Genomic DNA, 15,103 nt, shown 5'->3' with positions numbered 1-15,103 from the left:
GGGATCCGTGAAGCGCCTCAACCTCTCCGAATGGGCGGTCGAGCACCGCGCCCTGGTGCTGTTCCTGATCCTCGCCGTCGCAGCGAGCGGCAGCTTCGCCTTCCTGCGCCTCGGGCGGGCGGAAGATCCGAACTTCACCATCAAGGTGGCGGTCGTGACGGTGCTGTGGCCCGGCGCCACCGCCCGCGAGATGCAGGATCAGGTCGCCGACCGCATCGAGAAGAAGCTGCAGACGCTGCCCTTCTTCGACAAGGTCACCACCTTCGCGAAGCCGTCCTTCGCGGCGATGCAGGTCGTCTTCCGGGACAACACCCCGGCGGGTCAGGTGCCGGCCCTGTTCTACCAGATCCGCAAGAAGCTCGACGACGTGCGCGGCGAGCTGCCCGCCGGCCTCATCGGCCCGAACGTCAACGACGAGTACGGCGACGTCGACTCGGTCCTTTCCATGCTGACCGGGGAGGGGGCCGACTACGCGCAGCTCAAGAAGGTGGCGGAGGGGCTGCGCCAGCGCCTCCTCAAGGTCGACGGCGTCGTGAAGGTGAACCTCTACGGGGTGCAGGAGGAGCGCATCTTCGTCGAGTTCAGCCACGCCAAGCTCGCGACGCTCGGCATCACGCCCCAGACCCTGTTCGAGTCCCTCGGCCGGCAGAATGCGGTGGTGCCGGCCGGCACGGTCGAGACCGCGGCCCAGCGCATCCCGCTGCGGGTGACGGGCGCCCTCGACGGCGTTCGGGCGGTGGCGGAGACTCCGGTCGAGGCGGGCGGGCGCACCTTCCGCCTCGGCGACGTCGCCACGGTGACGCGCGGCTTCGTCGACCCGCCGGACAGCCTCGTGCGCCAGATGGGGCGGCCGGCGCTGGGCATCGGCGTGGTGATGGCGCGCGGCGCCAACATCATGGCCTTCGGCGAGGGCGTCGAGGCGGCCTCCCGCGAGTTCATGGCGGCGGTGCCGCAGGGCATCGACCTCACCATGGTCGCCGACCAGCCCAAGGTGGTGGAGGAGGCGATGGGTGAGTTCGAGCGCTCCTTCGTGGAGGCGCTCGTCATCGTGCTCGCCGTGAGCTTCCTCTCGCTCGGCTGGCGCACCGGCATCGTGGTGGCGCTCTCGGTGCCGCTCGTCCTGGCGCTCACCTTCGTGGTGATGCAGGCGCTCGGCATCGATCTCCACCGCATCACCCTCGGCGCGCTCATCATCGCCCTCGGGCTCCTCGTGGACGACGCCATCATCGCGGTCGAGATGATGGTGGTGAAGATGGAGCAGGGCTGGGACCGCCTGCGCGCGGCGGCCTTCGCCTGGGACTCGACCGCCTTCCCGATGCTCACCGGCACCCTCGTCACGGTGGCGGGCTTCCTGCCGGTGGGCTTCGCGAACTCGTCGGTGGGCGAGTATGCGGGGGGCATCTTCTGGGTGGTGGCGATCGCGCTCGTCGCCTCGTGGTTCGTGGCCGTGCTGTTCACGCCCTATCTCGGCGTGCTGCTGTTGCCCAAGGACCTTGCCAAGGACCTTGCCAAACACGGCTCGCACGGCGACCCGGATGCCCTCTACGAGACGCGGCTGTACCGGGTCCTGCGCCGGATGATCCGGGCCTGCACGCGCCGGCGCGTGGCGACGGTGACGGCGACGATCGGCATCTTCGCGGCCTCCGTGGTCGGGTTCGGCCGCGTCCAGCAGCAATTCTTCCCACTCTCCGAGCGTCCCGAACTCTTCCTGCAATTGCGCCTGCCGCAGGGCAGCGCCATCGGCGCCACGGCGGGCGTGGTGCAGGCGGCCGAGCGGCTCCTCGGCCGGGACGATCCCGACATCGCGACCTACACGGCCTATCTCGGCCAGGGCAGCCCGCGCTTCTGGCTCGGCCTCAACCCGGAACTGCCGAACGAGGCCTATGCGGAGATCGTCATCGTCGCCCGCGGCGTCGAGGCCCGCGAGCGGATCAAGGCGCGGATCGAGAAGGCGGTGGAAGCGGGTGCGCTCGCCGAGGCGCGGGTGCGGGTCGACCGCTTCAATTTCGGCCCGCCGGTCGGCTTCCCGGTGCAGTTCCGCGTGATCGGCCCCGATCCGATGACCGTGCGCGAGATCGCCTACCGGGTCCGCGACGCGGTGCGCCGCAACGACAAGGTGAAGGAGCCGCAGCTCGACTGGAACGAGATGACGCCGTCGCTGCGCCTCGTCGTGGACCAGGAGCGCGCCCGTGCGCTCGGGCTCAACGTGCAGGACGTGTCGCAGACGCTCCAGACCCTGCTCTCGGGCCTCACCGTCACCACGGTGCGCGACGGGATCGAGCAGGTCGGCGTCGTCGCCCGAGCGGTGGCCGCGGAGCGGCTCGACCTCGGCCGCATCGGCGACCTCACCGTGCTCTCCCGCAACGGGGTGGCGGTGCCGGTGGCGCAGGTGGCCCGGCTCGATCACGGCCACGAGGAACCGATCCTGTGGCGGCGCAACCGCGACATGGCGATCACCGTGCGCACCGACGTCGTCGACGGCGTGCAGCCCCCGGACGTGACGAACGCGATCTGGCCGACCCTCAAGCCGATCCGCGATTCGCTCCAGCCCGGCTACCGGCTGGAGATCGGCGGCGCGGTCGAGGAATCCGCCAAGGCCAACGCCTCGCTGTTCATCCTCTTCCCCGTCATGATCCTGGCGATGCTGACGCTGCTGATGATCCAGCTGCAGAGCTTCTCGCGCCTGATCCTCGTCTTCCTCACCGCGCCGCTCGGGCTCATCGGCGCCTCGCTCGGCCTCAACCTCGCGGGGAAGCCGTTCGGCTTCGTCGCCCTGCTGGGCCTGATCGCGCTCGCCGGGATGATCATGCGCAACGCGGTCATCCTGGTCGACCAGATCGAGGCGGACGTGGCCGCCGGCCGCCACCGCCGGGGCGAGGCGATCGTCGAGGCCACGGTGCGCCGGGCGCGGCCGGTGGTGCTGACCGCGCTCGCCGCCATCCTGGCGATGATCCCGCTCTCGCACAGCGCCTTCTGGGGGCCGATGGCGGTCACCATCATGGGCGGGCTGTTCGTCGCGACCTTCCTGACGCTGTTCTTCTTCCCCGCCCTCTACGCCCTGTGGTACCGCCGCCGCCTCGACGAGGGTGGACAACCGGGGGAAGTGCGGCAGACTGTCATCCCGATGGCCATCGCCGCCGAATGACAGGACCCAGAGGAACCGGGCCGCGTTTCGGCCCCGGAGCGTAACCCCTCATGACGACAGAGAATCTGATCCGGGAACCGGAGCATCCGGGGCGGGAGCCGGACAATCCGGGATCGCGCGACCTGCGGTGCCGGATCCTCGCGATCGCGGAGCGGCTCTTCCGCGACCTCGGCTACCGCAAGACCACGGTGGCCGACATCGCGGCGGATCTGCGTATGAGCCCCGGCAACGTCTACCGGTTCTTTCCCTCCAAGAAGGCGCTCAACGAGGCCGTGGCCGCGCGGCTCCTCGCCGGCATCGAGGCGGAGCTCCGGGCGATCGCGACGCGGCCCGGCGTGCCGGCGCCGCAACGCCTGCGCGAGTTCCTCGTCACGCTTCACAGCCGCAGCGCCCAGCAATTCACCGCCAACCGCCGCATGCACGAGATGGTCGAGGTGGCGATGGCGGAGAGCTGGGACGTGGTGCACTGCCACATCGGCGCGGTGGACAGGATGCTCTGCCGCCTCGTGGCGGAGGGGGCGGAGGCGGGCGAGTTCGACGTCGCCGATCCGATGGCGGCGGCGCGCTGCGTCCACGCGGCCTTCGTGCGGTTCTGCCACCCGGCGCTGATCGCGCAATGCGCCGACGAAGCCGGTCCGACCCTCGACGAGATGATCGCTTTCGTGCTCGCGGGCCTGCGGGCGCGGTGAGTTCCGCCTGTGCCTTGCGGCAAGCTGCGTGTTGCCGCCGAGGCTGATCGCGTGCAAAGGGGCTGGTGCACCGCGGGGGCGTGACGCCCTTCGCGAGACGGCCCGGCGGCGCACGGGGCGCGGTTCCGATCCTGGAATTCGCGCTCGACGGAGATCCAGAGCGGTCGTCCGGGCATTCCGGGCGGCCTCCCTCGAACCTCGGAGATTGTCCGCGCGTGGGCGTCGTCCTCCCCTTCGAAGAGAAATCCTCCGATCCGGAGGCGAGCCTCAACGACCTCGTCGCGCTGGTCGCAGGCGGCATGGAGCGGGTGAATGCGACGATCCTGTCGCGCACCGGCTCCGACGTGACGATGATCCCGGAGGTCGCCAATCACCTGATCGCGTCCGGCGGCAAGCGGCTGCGGCCGATCCTGACGCTGGCGACGGCCCAGCTCTGCGGCTACCGCTCGGCCGAGGGCGGCCGCGACGGCGACGTGAAGCTCGCCGCCAGCGTCGAGTTCATGCACACGGCGACGCTTCTTCACGACGACGTGGTGGACGAGAGCGACATGCGCCGCGGCCGGGTCGCCGCCCGCATCAAGTGGGGCAACCAGGCGAGCGTGCTCGTCGGCGACTTCCTGCTCGGCCAAGCCTTCAAGATGATGGTCGAGGTGGGCAGCCTGCGCGCCCTCGACATCCTCTCCTCCGCCGCGGCGGTGATCGCCGAGGGCGAGGTGATGCAGCTCGGCGCGGCCAAGAACACCGAAACCACCGAGGACGAGTACCTCGCGGTGATCCGCGCCAAGACCGCCGAGCTGTTCGCGGCCGCCTGCGAGGTCGGCCCGGTCCTCGCCGAGCGCTCGAAATCGGAGGCCGCCGCCTGCCGCAGCTACGGCATGAATCTCGGCATCGCCTTCCAGCTCGTTGACGACGCCCTCGATTACGGCGGCACCAGCGCGGCGCTCGGCAAGAACGTCGGCGACGATTTCCGCGAGGGCAAGATCACCCTGCCGATCGTGCTCTCGTTCCGCCGCGGGACGGCCGAGGAGCGGGCCTTCTGGCGCCGCACTCTGGAGCAGGGCGAGATCGACGAGGGCCGCGACCTCGACGCGGCGATCGGGATCATGCGGCGCCACCGGGCGCTCGAGGACACGATCGAGCGCGCCCGCCACTACGGCGCCATCGCCCGCGATGCGCTGGCGATCTTTCCCGATGCGCCGATGAAGCGAGCCCTGCTCCAGGCGGTCGATTTCTGCATCGCCCGGGCGCATTGAGCCGGCTTCCGACCTGAGGCGGCATGCGATGGTCTCGCCTGCCGCCTCGGTTCCCGCTGCCTTGGGTCCGGCGGGCGGCGGGTTCTCGACGCATGAGGGCTGGACGGGTGGCCGGCTCAATGCCGCCCCTGCTCGGGATCGCGCCCCGCCTCTTGGCGGCCGAGCGCCGTGGGCCGTCCCATGCCTGAACGAGCGCGAATGCGGGGATCAGCGCAGCATCGTGGCGCGCACCCACCAGCCGGGATGCCGGGCCGCGATGGCGCGGGCGGCCTGGGCGGCGCGCGTGCGGTGGGAGAACAGGCCGAACACGGTGGCGCCGGAGCCCGACATGCGGGCGAGCCGGCAGCCGGGCTGGTCGCGCAGCGCGCCGAGCGTGTCGCCGATCACGGGGGCGACCGTCAGCGCCGGGGCTTCGAGGTCGTTGCGCGCGGGCCCGATCCGCTCGACCAGATCGCTCGCGCCGAGATCGGCCGGGATCTCCAGATGGGGCACCCGCGCCGCCGGGTTCGCCTCGCCGACCTTGAGCCCGAGGGCCCGGAAGACCGGCGCCGTCTCGACCGGAACCCCGGGATTGATCAGCACCGCGGGAAGGCTCGGAAGGGCGAGGGCAGGGCCGATCGCCTCGCCCGCCCCGCGCATCATCCGGGCCCGCGGATCGAGGCAGACCGGCACGTCCGACCCGGTGGCGCGGGCGGCGTCCGCCAGGGCCGGATGGTCGAGCGGCAGGTCGTTGAGGCGCGCGAGGAGGCGCAACGCCGCCGCCGCGTCGGACGAGCCCCCGCCGATGCCCGCCGCCACCGGCAGGCGCTTCACCAGCGCGAAGCGGCCCACCGCGAGATTGGGCACCAGCGCCGCGAGCCGGTTCGCCGCCCGCAGCACGAGATTGTCGGCGGTCGGGCCGGCCGGGCCCGCGGTCGGACCCGAGACGGCGAGGGCGAGCCCGGGGCCCGGTTCGAGGGTGAGCGTGTCCCCGACGCCGGCGAAGACCACGAGGCTCTCGAGGGCGTGGTAGCCGTCCTCCGGCCGGCGGCCGAGCACGTGCAGGGTCAGGTTGATCTTCGCGGGCGCGCGGGTGGTCAGGGGCAACACGTCAGGACTCGTCAGGCACCATGCAAAAACCCCCTCTCCCAGGCGGGAGAGGGGTTCCTCCGTCCGGCAATCCGGTCCCGGAGCTAGCCGCCGCCCTTCGGCTCGCTCCCCATGGCGGGCGGGTCGCTCGGGACGGGCGCGCCCTTGGGCATGGCGGGCTGATCCGGGGTCGGATGGCTCTCCGCCGTGGCGGCGGGCTTGTCCGGCTCGGGCAGGCCGTCCTTCAGCTTCTGGTCGATCTTGGCCAGATCCTCGGGCTCGGGGTTGAGGTCCTTGGCGTGCTGCCACTGGAACTTCGCCTCGAGCCGCCGGCCGCTGCGCCAGTAGGCATCGCCCAGGTGGTCGTTGATGGTCGGGTCGCCCGGCTTCAGGTCGACGGCCTTCTCCAGCTCGCGCACCGCGTCGTCGTAGCGGCCGAGCCGGAAATAGGCCCAGCCGAGGCTGTCGATGATCATGCCGTCGCGCGGCTGGAGGTCGACCGCCTGCTTGAGCATGCGGAAGGCCTCGTCGATGTTCATGTTCTGGTCGACCCAGGAATAGGCGAGGTAGTTGAGCACCTGCGCCCGCCCGTTCGGCTGGTTCTGGGGCACCAGCTCCAGGGCCTTCTTCAGGTCGGCCTCGGCCTTCGGCCAGTCCTTGGCCCGCTCGAAGGCGGTGCCGCGGTAGTAGAACAGCGTCCAGTAGTTCTGCGCCGGCTCGGCGCCGATCAGCGCGATCGCCTTGCCGTAGGTCTCGGCGGCCTCCGCGTATTTCTTGCGCGAGCGCTGCACGCTGCCGAGCGCCGAGATCACGTCGACGTCGTTCGGGTAGGTCTTGGCGACCTGATCGAGATGGGCCAGGGCCTCCTCGCCCTTGCCCATCTGCTCCAGGTTGAGCCCGATCTGAATGTCGGCGTTGAGCTTGAGGGGCGACCCCGCCGGCATCCGCGCGAAGGTCTCGTTGGCGCGGTCGGGCATCTTCATCCGCTCGAGCGTGTCGGCGAGCGTGAGCAGCGCCAGCGGATGCTCGGGGGCGAGGTTGAGGGCGAGCCGCAGGTAGACCACGGCGGGCAATTCGTCGCCCTGCGAGGTGCCGGCGGAGCCGAGGCCGTACAGCACCTCGGCGGCGCCCTCCTGCGCGCTGGTGATCAGCGGGCCGAGGGTCTTGCCGGCCTTCAGCTTCTCCAGGGCGTCGCGCACGATCGGGTGGCGCGGCAGCACCGCGTCGAAGGCCTGATAGGCGGCGACCGCGAGGTCGGGCCGGCCGGAATCCGCCTCGAAGCGGGCATAGGCGTCGACGATGCGCAGCGTGTTGCGGTCGGCGTCGTAGGCGGCCTTGAGGCGCCGCTCCGCCTCCACCTTGTCGCCCACCACGATCGCGATCAGGCCGGCGTGGTAGTCGCGGAAGACGTTGTAGTAGCGCTCGCCCTTGAGCCGGTTGACGGTCTCGAAGGCGCGCTTGCCCTGGCCCTCGCCCGCGTAGGACCACGCGGTGAGCAGGGTCGAGGTGAGGTCGGCGGCCGCCCCGCGCCCGCCGCGCTGCAGGTTCTGGCGTGCGCTGCTCCACTGCTTGGCCTTCAGCTTCTGCACCCCGAGGGCGAGCTGGGCGAGGCCGTTCGAGGAGTCGCGCGCGGTCAGCTTCTCGGCGGCGCGGAAGGCTTCCTGGAGCGAGCCGTCCGCCAGCAGCGCCACGAAGGAGCGCTCCAGGAGCTCGGCATTGCGCGGGTCGCCCTTCACCGCCTCCCGGTAATAGGAGGCGGCGGCGGCCGTGTCGCGGGAGGCGCCGGCGATGTAGGCCGCCAGGAAGTTGCCCTCGAGGGAATCGGCCGGCTCGTAGGCGGACGGCGAGATCGCGTCGCGGGGCGTCAGCCGGGCGGCGAGGACGGGAGAAGGGGCCGCCAGCAGCAGCGCCAACAGGGCGGCGCCGCCGCGCAGGCGGGACGAGAGAGTACGGGTGGTGGGCACCAAGCGACGGCTCCATCGGCGCGCCGGCCGCGACCGCGGCGCGCAATCGGGCGCGACATTGGACTCTGGACGGGGCAGCGGCAAGACCAAACCGGGGCGAGCGGGAGGCACGGCCCGCCGAACAGATGAATCGGATTCATCTGACGTTGCAAATTCCGCGTTTGTCCGCGGCGTCTCCCCCTGGCAGGGTCCACTCAACGACAGCGAGAGGAAACGCCCGGATCCCGGGGCCCCGGCAGGATGCGAGATCCTGCCTGGCAGCGCGGCGACGCGCCGCTCCCCCTCGTCGGTCGCAATCGATGCGCCGGCCGGTCGCCGAACCGGCCGCACGAGGGAGGAATCCATGCTTCTGTCCGACAAGGTCTGCCTGATCACGGGCGCCGCTTCGCTGCGCGGCATCGGCCGCGCCACCGCCCGCCTGTTCGCCGAGCAGGGCGGCCGGATCGTCATCCTCGACCTCGATGCGGGCCAGGCCGAGGCCGCGGCGCGCGAGATCGGCAGCGGCCATCTCGGGCTCGCCTGCAACGTCACCGACCGGGCGGCCTGCCAGGCCGCCGCCGACGAGACGCTGGCGCGCTTCGGCCGCATCGACGTCCTCGTGAACAACGCCGGCATCACCCAGCCGCTCAAGATCATGGACATCGCGCCGGAGAACTACGACGCGGTCACCGACGTGAACCTGCGCGGCACGCTCTACATGAGCCAGGCGGTGATCCCGCAGATGCGGGCGCAGAAATCCGGCTCCATCATCTGCATGTCGTCGGTCTCGGCGCAGCGCGGTGGCGGCATCTTCGGCGGCCCGCATTACAGCGCCGCCAAGGGCGGCGTGCTCGGCCTCTGCAAGGCGATGGCCCGCGAACTCGGCCCCGACGGCATCCGCGCCAACGCGGTGACGCCCGGCCTGATCCAGACCGACATCACCGGCGGCAAGCTCACCGACGCGCTGAAGGCCGAGATCATCAAGGGCATCCCGCTGGCCCGGCTCGGCGTCGCCGACGACGTCGCCAAGGCCTGCCTGTTCCTGGCCTCCGACCTCTCCGCCTACACCACCGGCGCCGTGATCGACGTCAACGGCGGCATGCTGATCCACTGAGAGGGAGGAAGACCATGTCGCCGGCTGAGGCCATCCAACCCCACGAGCGCTCGAACGTGTCGCTCGCCGAGCGGGCCTTCCGCATCCGCCGCAACGCCGTGCGGATGGGCGAGGTCCAGGGCCAGGGCTACATCGCCCAGGCGCTCGGGATCGCGGACGTGCTCGCGGTCGCCTATTTCCACGCCATGACCTACCGGCCCGAGGATCCCGAATGGGAGGGCCGCGACCGGTTCCTGCTCTCGATCGGCCACTACGCCATCGCGCTCTACGCGGCGCTGATCGAGGCCGGGATCCTGCCGGAGGACGAACTCGAGACCTATGGCTGCGACGACAGCCGCCTGCCGATGTCCGGCATGGCCGCCTACACGCCCGGCATGGAGATCACCGGCGGCTCGCTCGGCCACGGTCTCGGCATCGCGGTCGGCTTCGCGCTGGGCCTGAAGCGCAAGGGCTCGAAGAACTTCGTCTACAACCTGTTCTCGGACGGCGAACTCGACGAGGGCTCGACCTGGGAGGCCGCGATGTCGGCCGGCTCGTTCAAGCTCGACAACCTGATCGGCATCGTGGACGTGAACGGCATGCAGGCGGACGGACCGTCGCGGGGCGTCCTGAACTTCGAGCCGCTGGCGCCGAAATTCGAGGCCTTCGGCTGGTTCGTGCAGCGGGTCGACGGGAACGACCTCGAGGCGGTGGTGCGGGCCTTCGACGCCGCCAAGGCGCATCCGGAGCCCAGGCCCCGGATCATCATCTGCGACACCACCATGGCCAAGGGCGTGCCGTTCCTGGAGGCCCGCGAGCGCAACCACTTCCTGCGCGTCGAGGCCGCGGAATGGAAACAGGCACTGGCCGTCCTGGCCGAGGGGAGGCCGGAATGAGGCGCTCGAAGTACGACAGACCAACCCACCTGCTGAACGGGGGGCCGCGGCTCACCACCTCGGCGATGATCGCCTCGCTCGCCGCTCCGGGCCAGCGCACCAAGGCGGCGCCCTTCGGCCACGCCCTGGCGCAGCTCGCCCATGAGCGGCCCGACATCGTCGGCCTGAGCGCGGATCTGAGCAAGTACACCGACCTGCACATCTTCGCGCAGGCCCATCCGGACCGCTTCTACCAGATGGGCATGGCCGAGCAGCTGCTGTTCAGCGCGGCGGCTGGCCTCGCCCGCGAGGGCTTCATGCCCTTCGCCACCACCTACGCGGTCTTCGCCGCGCGGCGCGCCTACGACTTCATCTGCCTCGCGATCGCCGAGGAGAACCTGAACGTCAAGATCGCCTGCGCGCTGCCGGGGCTGACGACCGGCTACGGGCCGAGCCACCAGGCGACGGAGGATCTGGCGATCTTCCGCGGCCTGCCGAACCTGACCATCATCGATCCGTGCGACGCGCACGAGATCGAGCAGGTGGTGCCCGCCATGGCGGCGCATCAGGGCCCGGTCTACCTGCGGCTCCTGCGCGGCAACGTGCCCCTTCTCCTCGACGAGTACGGCTACCGCTTCGAGCTCGGCAAGGCGAAGACGATCCGCGACGGGCGCGACGTGCTCATCGTGTCCTCGGGCCTGATGACCATGCGGGCGCTCGAAGCCGCCGAGGCCCTGGCGGACGACCGCGTCGACGTCGCCGTGCTGCACGTGCCGACCATCAAGCCCCTCGACGAGGAGACGATCCTGCGCGAGGCGGGACGCGGCGGCCGGCTCGTGGTGGTGGCCGAGAACCACACGGTGATCGGCGGCCTCGGAGAGGCGGTGGCGGGATTGCTGATGCGCAACCGCATCCTGCCCGAGAAGGGCTTCCGCCAGATCGGCCTGCCGGACGAGTTCCTGGATGCCGGCGCGCTGCCGACCCTCCACGACCGCTACGGTCTCTCGACCCAGGCGGTGGTGCGGAGCATCCGCGAATGGCTCTAGGCGCGATCGCCTTCGTCGGTCTCGGCTCCATGGGCCTGCCCATGGCGTCGAACCTCGCCGCCAAGGGTTTTTCGGTCCGCGGTTACGACGTGCGGGCCGAGAGCCGGGCTGCCCTCGCCCGGGCCGGCGGCACGGAGGCGGGCTCCCCGACGGAGGCGGCCGCCGGCGCGGACGCCCTCCTGCTGATGGTGGTGAACGCCGCCCAGGCCGAGGCGGTGCTGTTCGGGGAGGGCGCCCTCGCGGCGCTCGCGCCCGAAGCCGCCGTGATCCTGATGGCGACCTGCCCGCCCGAGGCGGTGGTGCGGATCGCCGAGCGGGTCGAGGCGGCGGGCCGCCGCTTCGTCGACGCGCCCGTCTCGGGCGGGGTCGTCGGGGCGGAGGGCGGAACGCTGACCGTGATGGCGGCGACCTCCGAGGAGACCTTCGCGCGGGTGCGGCCGATCCTCGACGCGCTGGGGACGCGGATCTTCCACGTCGGCACGAAGCCGGGGCAGGGGGCCACCGTGAAGGCGGTCAACCAGCTCCTCTGCGGCGTGCACATCGTGGCCACCGCCGAGGCGCTGTCGCTCGCCGAGCAGGTCGGCGTCGACCTCGGCGTGGTGCTGGAGATCCTGTCGGGCTCCTCGGCGGCGAGCTGGATGCTGCGCGACCGCGGGCCCCGCATGCTCGAGGAGACGCCGCGCGTCACCAGCGCGGTGGACATCTTCGTGAAGGATCTCGGCATCGTGCTGGAGGCCGGGCGCGACCAGAAGGCGGCCCTGCCGCTGGCGAGCCTCGCCCATCAGCTCTTCCTCGCCACCTCCGGGCGCGGCGAGGGGCTCCTGGACGACAGCCAGGTCATCCGCTCCTACCGGAAGCTCAACGGACAGGGGTGAGGCGCGAGCCTCGCTCCTCCGGGCGTGCGAGGCTTCAAACATCGACGTCCGAGCCAGCAGCTTGAAGGAAGGCGCGATCCCCCTCTCCCACCCGGGAGAGGGGATCCCGCGCTCCGCCCCGACGCGATGAGCGGGATCCGCCCAAGCAAGAACAACACGGCCAACCGACCTCGAACGACCAAATTCAGGGAGAACGCCCATGTCGACATCGACCCTCAGCCGCCGCACGCTCCTCGCCGGCGCGGCCAGCCTGCCCCTCGTCACCATCCTGCGCCGCCCGGCCCACGCGGCCGAGTTCGAGTACAAGCTCGCCACCGGCCAGGACCCGACCCACCCGATCAACATCCGCGCCCAGGAAGCCCTCAACCGCATCCGCGAGGCCTCGGGCGGGCGCCTCGACATCAAGCTCTTCCCGGCCAACCAGCTCGGCTCCGACACCGACCTGCTCTCGCAGGTGCGCAACGGCAGCGTCGAGTTCTTCAACCTCTCGACCTCGATCCTCGCGACCTTCGTGGCCGCCGCGAGCCTCCCCAACACCGGCTTCGCCTTCAAGGATTACGACGCGGTCTGGCAGGCGATGGATGGCGGCCTCGGCAATTACGTGCGCGAGCAGATCGCCAAGACGCCGATCCAGTCCGTCTCGAAGGTGTGGGACAACGGCTTCCGCCACATCACCTCGTCCACCCGCGAGATCCGCACCCCCGACGATCTCAAGGGCTTCAAGATCCGGGTGCCCCCGGCCCCGATGCTGACCTCGCTGTTCAAGTCCCTCGACGCGGGGGCCGCCCCGCTCAACTTCAACGAACTCTACTCCGCCCTGCAGACCAAGATCTTCGAGGGCCAGGAGAACCCGCTCGCCATCACGGCGACCACGCGCCTCTACGAGGTGCAGAAGTCCTGCAGCCTCACCGGCCACGTCTGGGACGGCTACTGGATCCTCGGCAACAAGCGCGCCTTCCAGCGCCTGCCGGAGGACCTGCGCGCCCTCGTCACCCGCGAGCTCGACCGATCGGCCGACGACCAGCGCGCCGACATCGTCCGCCTGAACGCCTCCCTGCGCCAGGAACTCACCCAGAAGGGCATCACCTTCATCGAGGTGAATCGCGAGCCTTTCCGCGATGCGCTCTCCCGCACGACCTTCTACAAGGACTGGCGCGCCAAGTTCGGAGACGCGGCCTGGGGCCACCTGGAAGCCGTGTCCGGAAAACTGGCCTGAGGGAGGACCGAATGCATCTCGAACTCGCGGATGATCCGCCGGCCGTCGCTGCGGCCGGCAGCTACCGGGCCAGGCTCAAGTGGCTCGACGACGCGCTCGGCGTCCTGATCGAGATCCCCGCCGCCCTTCTCGTGGTGGCGGAGATCGTCGTGCTGCTGTCCGGCGTGGTGAGCCGCTACGTCTTCCACCAACCGATCGTGTGGGCGGACGAACTCGCCTCGATCCTGTTCCTCTGGCTCGCCATGCTCGGCGCCGTGGTCGCCTACCGGCGCGCCGAGCACATGCGCATGACCGCCGTCGTCAGCCTCGCCTCCCCGAAGATGCGCGCCTTCCTGGACGCGGTGTCGCTGGCGGCGGGCCTCGTCTTCATCGGGCTCCTCCTCGAACCCGCCTACGAGTTCGCCAGCGAGGAGCTGTTCGTCCAGACGCCGGCTCTCGAGATCACCAATGCGTGGCGGGCCGCCGCGCTGCCGGTGGGCTTCGTGCTGATGCTCGCCATCGCGGCGCTGCGCCTCGTCGAGAGCGCCGATTGGAAGGCCTCCCTCGGCGCCCTGGTCCTGGCCGGCGCGGTGATCGCCGCCCTGTTCTACCTCGAGCCGACCCTGCGCACGCTCGGCAACTGGAACCTCCTGATCTTCTTCGTGCTCGTGGTCGGCGCGCTGGTCTTCTCGGGCGTGCCGATCGCCTTCGCGTTCGGCCTCGCCACCTTCGCCTATCTCACCTTCACCACGCGGGCGCCGTCCATGGTGGTGGTGGGGCGGATGGACGAGGGCATGAGCCACCTCATCCTGCTCGCAGTCCCGCTCTTCGTGTTCCTCGGTCTCCTCATCGAGATGACCGGCATGGCCAAGGCCATGGTCGGCTTCCTCGCTGCCCTGCTCGGCCACGTGCGCGGCGGCCTGCACTACGTGCTGGTCGGCGCCATGTACCTCGTCTCGGGCATCTCGGGCTCGAAGGCCGCCGACATGGCGGCGGTGGCCCCGGTGCTGTTTCCCGAGATGAAGGCGCGGGGTGCCAAGGAGGGCGACCTCGTGGCGCTGCTCGCCGCCACCGGCGCGCAGACCGAGACCATCCCGCCCTCGCTGGTGCTGATCACCATCGGCTCGGTCACCGGCGTGTCGATCACCGCCTTGTTCACCGGCGGCCTGCTGCCCGGCCTCGTCCTCGGCATCACGCTCTGCGCCCTGGTCTGGTGGCGCTACCGCGGCGAGGATCTGAGCCACGTCCGCCGGGCGACCGGGGCCGAGATCGGCCGCGCCCTCGTCATCGCGATCCCGGCCCTGGCGCTGCCCTTCGTGATCCGGGCGGCGGTGGTGGAGGGCGTGGCGACGGCCACCGAGGTCTCGACCATCGGCATCGTCTACGCGATGCTCGCCGGCCTGCTGATCTACCGCCAGTTCGACTGGCGGCGGCTCTACCCGATGCTGGTCTCGACCGCCTCGCTGTCGGGGGCGATCCTGCTGATCATCGGGGCGGCCACCGGCATGGCCTGGGCGCTCACCCAGTCCGGCTTCTCGCAGAGCCTCGCGGTGATCATGAAGAGCCTGCCGGGCGGGCCGCTCGGCTTCCTGGCGGTGTCGGCCCTGGCCTTCATCGTGCTGGGCTCGGTGCTGGAGGGCATCCCCGCCATCGTGCTGTTCGGGCCGCTGCTGTTCCCGATCGCCCGCCAGGTCGGCGTGCACGAGGTGCACTACGCGATGGTGGTGATCCTCGCCATGGGCGTCGGCCTGTTCGCCCCGCCCTTCGGCGTCGGCTACTACGCGGCCTGCGCCATCAGCCGGATCCACCCCGACGCCGGCATCCGCCCGATCGTCGGCTACATGCTGGCGCTGATCGCGGGCCTCGTCGTCGTCATCCTGGTGCCCTGGATCTCGATCGGCTTCCTCGCCAAACCTTGATC

At 70.8% G+C, this 15,103-nt stretch carries 11 protein-coding genes; 9 read left to right on the top strand and 2 right to left on the bottom strand.

Going from position 1 to position 15,103, the window contains the following annotated elements; genetic code table 11:
- Positions 1-7: 7 nt before the first annotated feature.
- The 3 genes from ACE101_RS20315 (at position 8) to ACE101_RS20305 (ending at position 5,087) form a co-directional block, all read left to right on the top strand.
- Positions 8-3,145: an efflux RND transporter permease subunit gene (locus ACE101_RS20315; RefSeq protein WP_379133305.1), complete on the top strand. Its 3,138-nt coding sequence runs from the start codon at positions 8-10 to the stop codon at positions 3,143-3,145.
- Positions 3,146-3,195: 50 nt separating this feature from the next.
- On the top strand, positions 3,196-3,834 hold the full coding sequence (locus tag ACE101_RS20310; protein WP_379133302.1) for a TetR/AcrR family transcriptional regulator: 639 nt from the start codon (positions 3,196-3,198) through the stop codon (positions 3,832-3,834).
- Positions 3,835-4,049: 215 nt separating this feature from the next.
- Positions 4,050-5,087, top strand: coding sequence for a polyprenyl synthetase family protein (locus tag ACE101_RS20305; protein ID WP_379133300.1), 1,038 nt, complete (start codon positions 4,050-4,052; stop codon positions 5,085-5,087).
- A 207-nt stretch (positions 5,088-5,294) separates the two neighbouring features.
- Here ACE101_RS20305 and ACE101_RS20300 read toward each other — a convergent pair whose 3' ends face one another.
- Both ACE101_RS20300 and ACE101_RS20295 read right to left on the bottom strand, forming a co-directional pair.
- On the bottom strand, positions 5,295-6,176 hold the full coding sequence (locus tag ACE101_RS20300; protein ID WP_379133297.1) for a 4-(cytidine 5'-diphospho)-2-C-methyl-D-erythritol kinase: 882 nt from the start codon (positions 6,174-6,176) through the stop codon (positions 5,295-5,297).
- Positions 6,177-6,259: 83 nt separating this feature from the next.
- Positions 6,260-8,119: a tetratricopeptide repeat protein gene (locus ACE101_RS20295; protein ID WP_379133294.1), complete on the bottom strand. Its 1,860-nt coding sequence runs from the start codon at positions 8,117-8,119 to the stop codon at positions 6,260-6,262.
- A gap of 343 nt (positions 8,120-8,462) precedes the next feature.
- Between ACE101_RS20295 and ACE101_RS20290 the strand changes: the two genes are divergently transcribed.
- From ACE101_RS20290 to ACE101_RS20265, 6 genes are all read left to right on the top strand, one after another.
- Positions 8,463-9,212: an SDR family NAD(P)-dependent oxidoreductase gene (locus ACE101_RS20290; protein WP_379133292.1), complete on the top strand. Its 750-nt coding sequence runs from the start codon at positions 8,463-8,465 to the stop codon at positions 9,210-9,212.
- 14 nt (positions 9,213-9,226) lie between these two features.
- The gene (locus tag ACE101_RS20285; protein WP_379133289.1) at positions 9,227-10,087 is read left to right on the top strand and encodes a transketolase; all 861 of its coding nucleotides are present in this window, start codon (positions 9,227-9,229) and stop codon (positions 10,085-10,087) included.
- Positions 10,084-11,112 carry a transketolase family protein gene (locus ACE101_RS20280; RefSeq protein ID WP_379133287.1) on the top strand — a complete coding sequence of 343 codons (1,029 nt, stop codon included), beginning with the start codon at positions 10,084-10,086 and terminating at the stop codon, positions 11,110-11,112. The genes ACE101_RS20285 and ACE101_RS20280 overlap by 4 nt, the downstream gene beginning before the upstream one ends.
- Positions 11,103-11,987, top strand: a complete 885-nt coding sequence (locus tag ACE101_RS20275; RefSeq protein WP_379133284.1) for an NAD(P)-dependent oxidoreductase — start codon at positions 11,103-11,105, stop codon at positions 11,985-11,987. Before ACE101_RS20280 ends, ACE101_RS20275 begins: the two co-directional genes overlap by 10 nt.
- A 199-nt stretch (positions 11,988-12,186) precedes the next feature.
- Positions 12,187-13,203, top strand: coding sequence for a TRAP transporter substrate-binding protein (locus tag ACE101_RS20270; RefSeq protein ID WP_379133281.1), 1,017 nt, complete (start codon positions 12,187-12,189; stop codon positions 13,201-13,203).
- 11 nt (positions 13,204-13,214) lie between these two features.
- On the top strand, positions 13,215-15,101 hold the full coding sequence (locus tag ACE101_RS20265; RefSeq protein WP_379133278.1) for a TRAP transporter large permease: 1,887 nt from the start codon (positions 13,215-13,217) through the stop codon (positions 15,099-15,101).
- Positions 15,102-15,103: the final 2 nt, after the last annotated feature.

The sequence above is a fragment of the Methylobacterium carpenticola genome (genome assembly GCF_042748905.1).
GTDB lineage: Bacteria > Pseudomonadota > Alphaproteobacteria > Rhizobiales > Beijerinckiaceae > Methylobacterium > Methylobacterium carpenticola.
This window is presented reverse-complemented; position numbering and strand designations above follow the sequence as displayed.

Bases quoted from the DNA above. Each gene is read 5' to 3' on its own strand.
- ACE101_RS20310 (WP_379133302.1), top strand. From the start codon at position 3,196: ATGACGACAGAGAATCTGATCCGGGAACCGGAGCATCCGGGGCGGGAG.
- ACE101_RS20290 (WP_379133292.1), top strand. From the start codon at position 8,463: ATGCTTCTGTCCGACAAGGTCTGCCTGATCACGGGCGCCGCTTCGCTG.
- ACE101_RS20285 (WP_379133289.1), top strand. From the start codon at position 9,227: ATGTCGCCGGCTGAGGCCATCCAACCCCACGAGCGCTCGAACGTGTCG.
- ACE101_RS20280 (WP_379133287.1), top strand. From the start codon at position 10,084: ATGAGGCGCTCGAAGTACGACAGACCAACCCACCTGCTGAACGGGGGG.
- ACE101_RS20275 (WP_379133284.1), top strand. From the start codon at position 11,103: ATGGCTCTAGGCGCGATCGCCTTCGTCGGTCTCGGCTCCATGGGCCTG.
- ACE101_RS20270 (WP_379133281.1), top strand. From the start codon at position 12,187: ATGTCGACATCGACCCTCAGCCGCCGCACGCTCCTCGCCGGCGCGGCC.
- ACE101_RS20265 (WP_379133278.1), top strand. From the start codon at position 13,215: ATGCATCTCGAACTCGCGGATGATCCGCCGGCCGTCGCTGCGGCCGGC.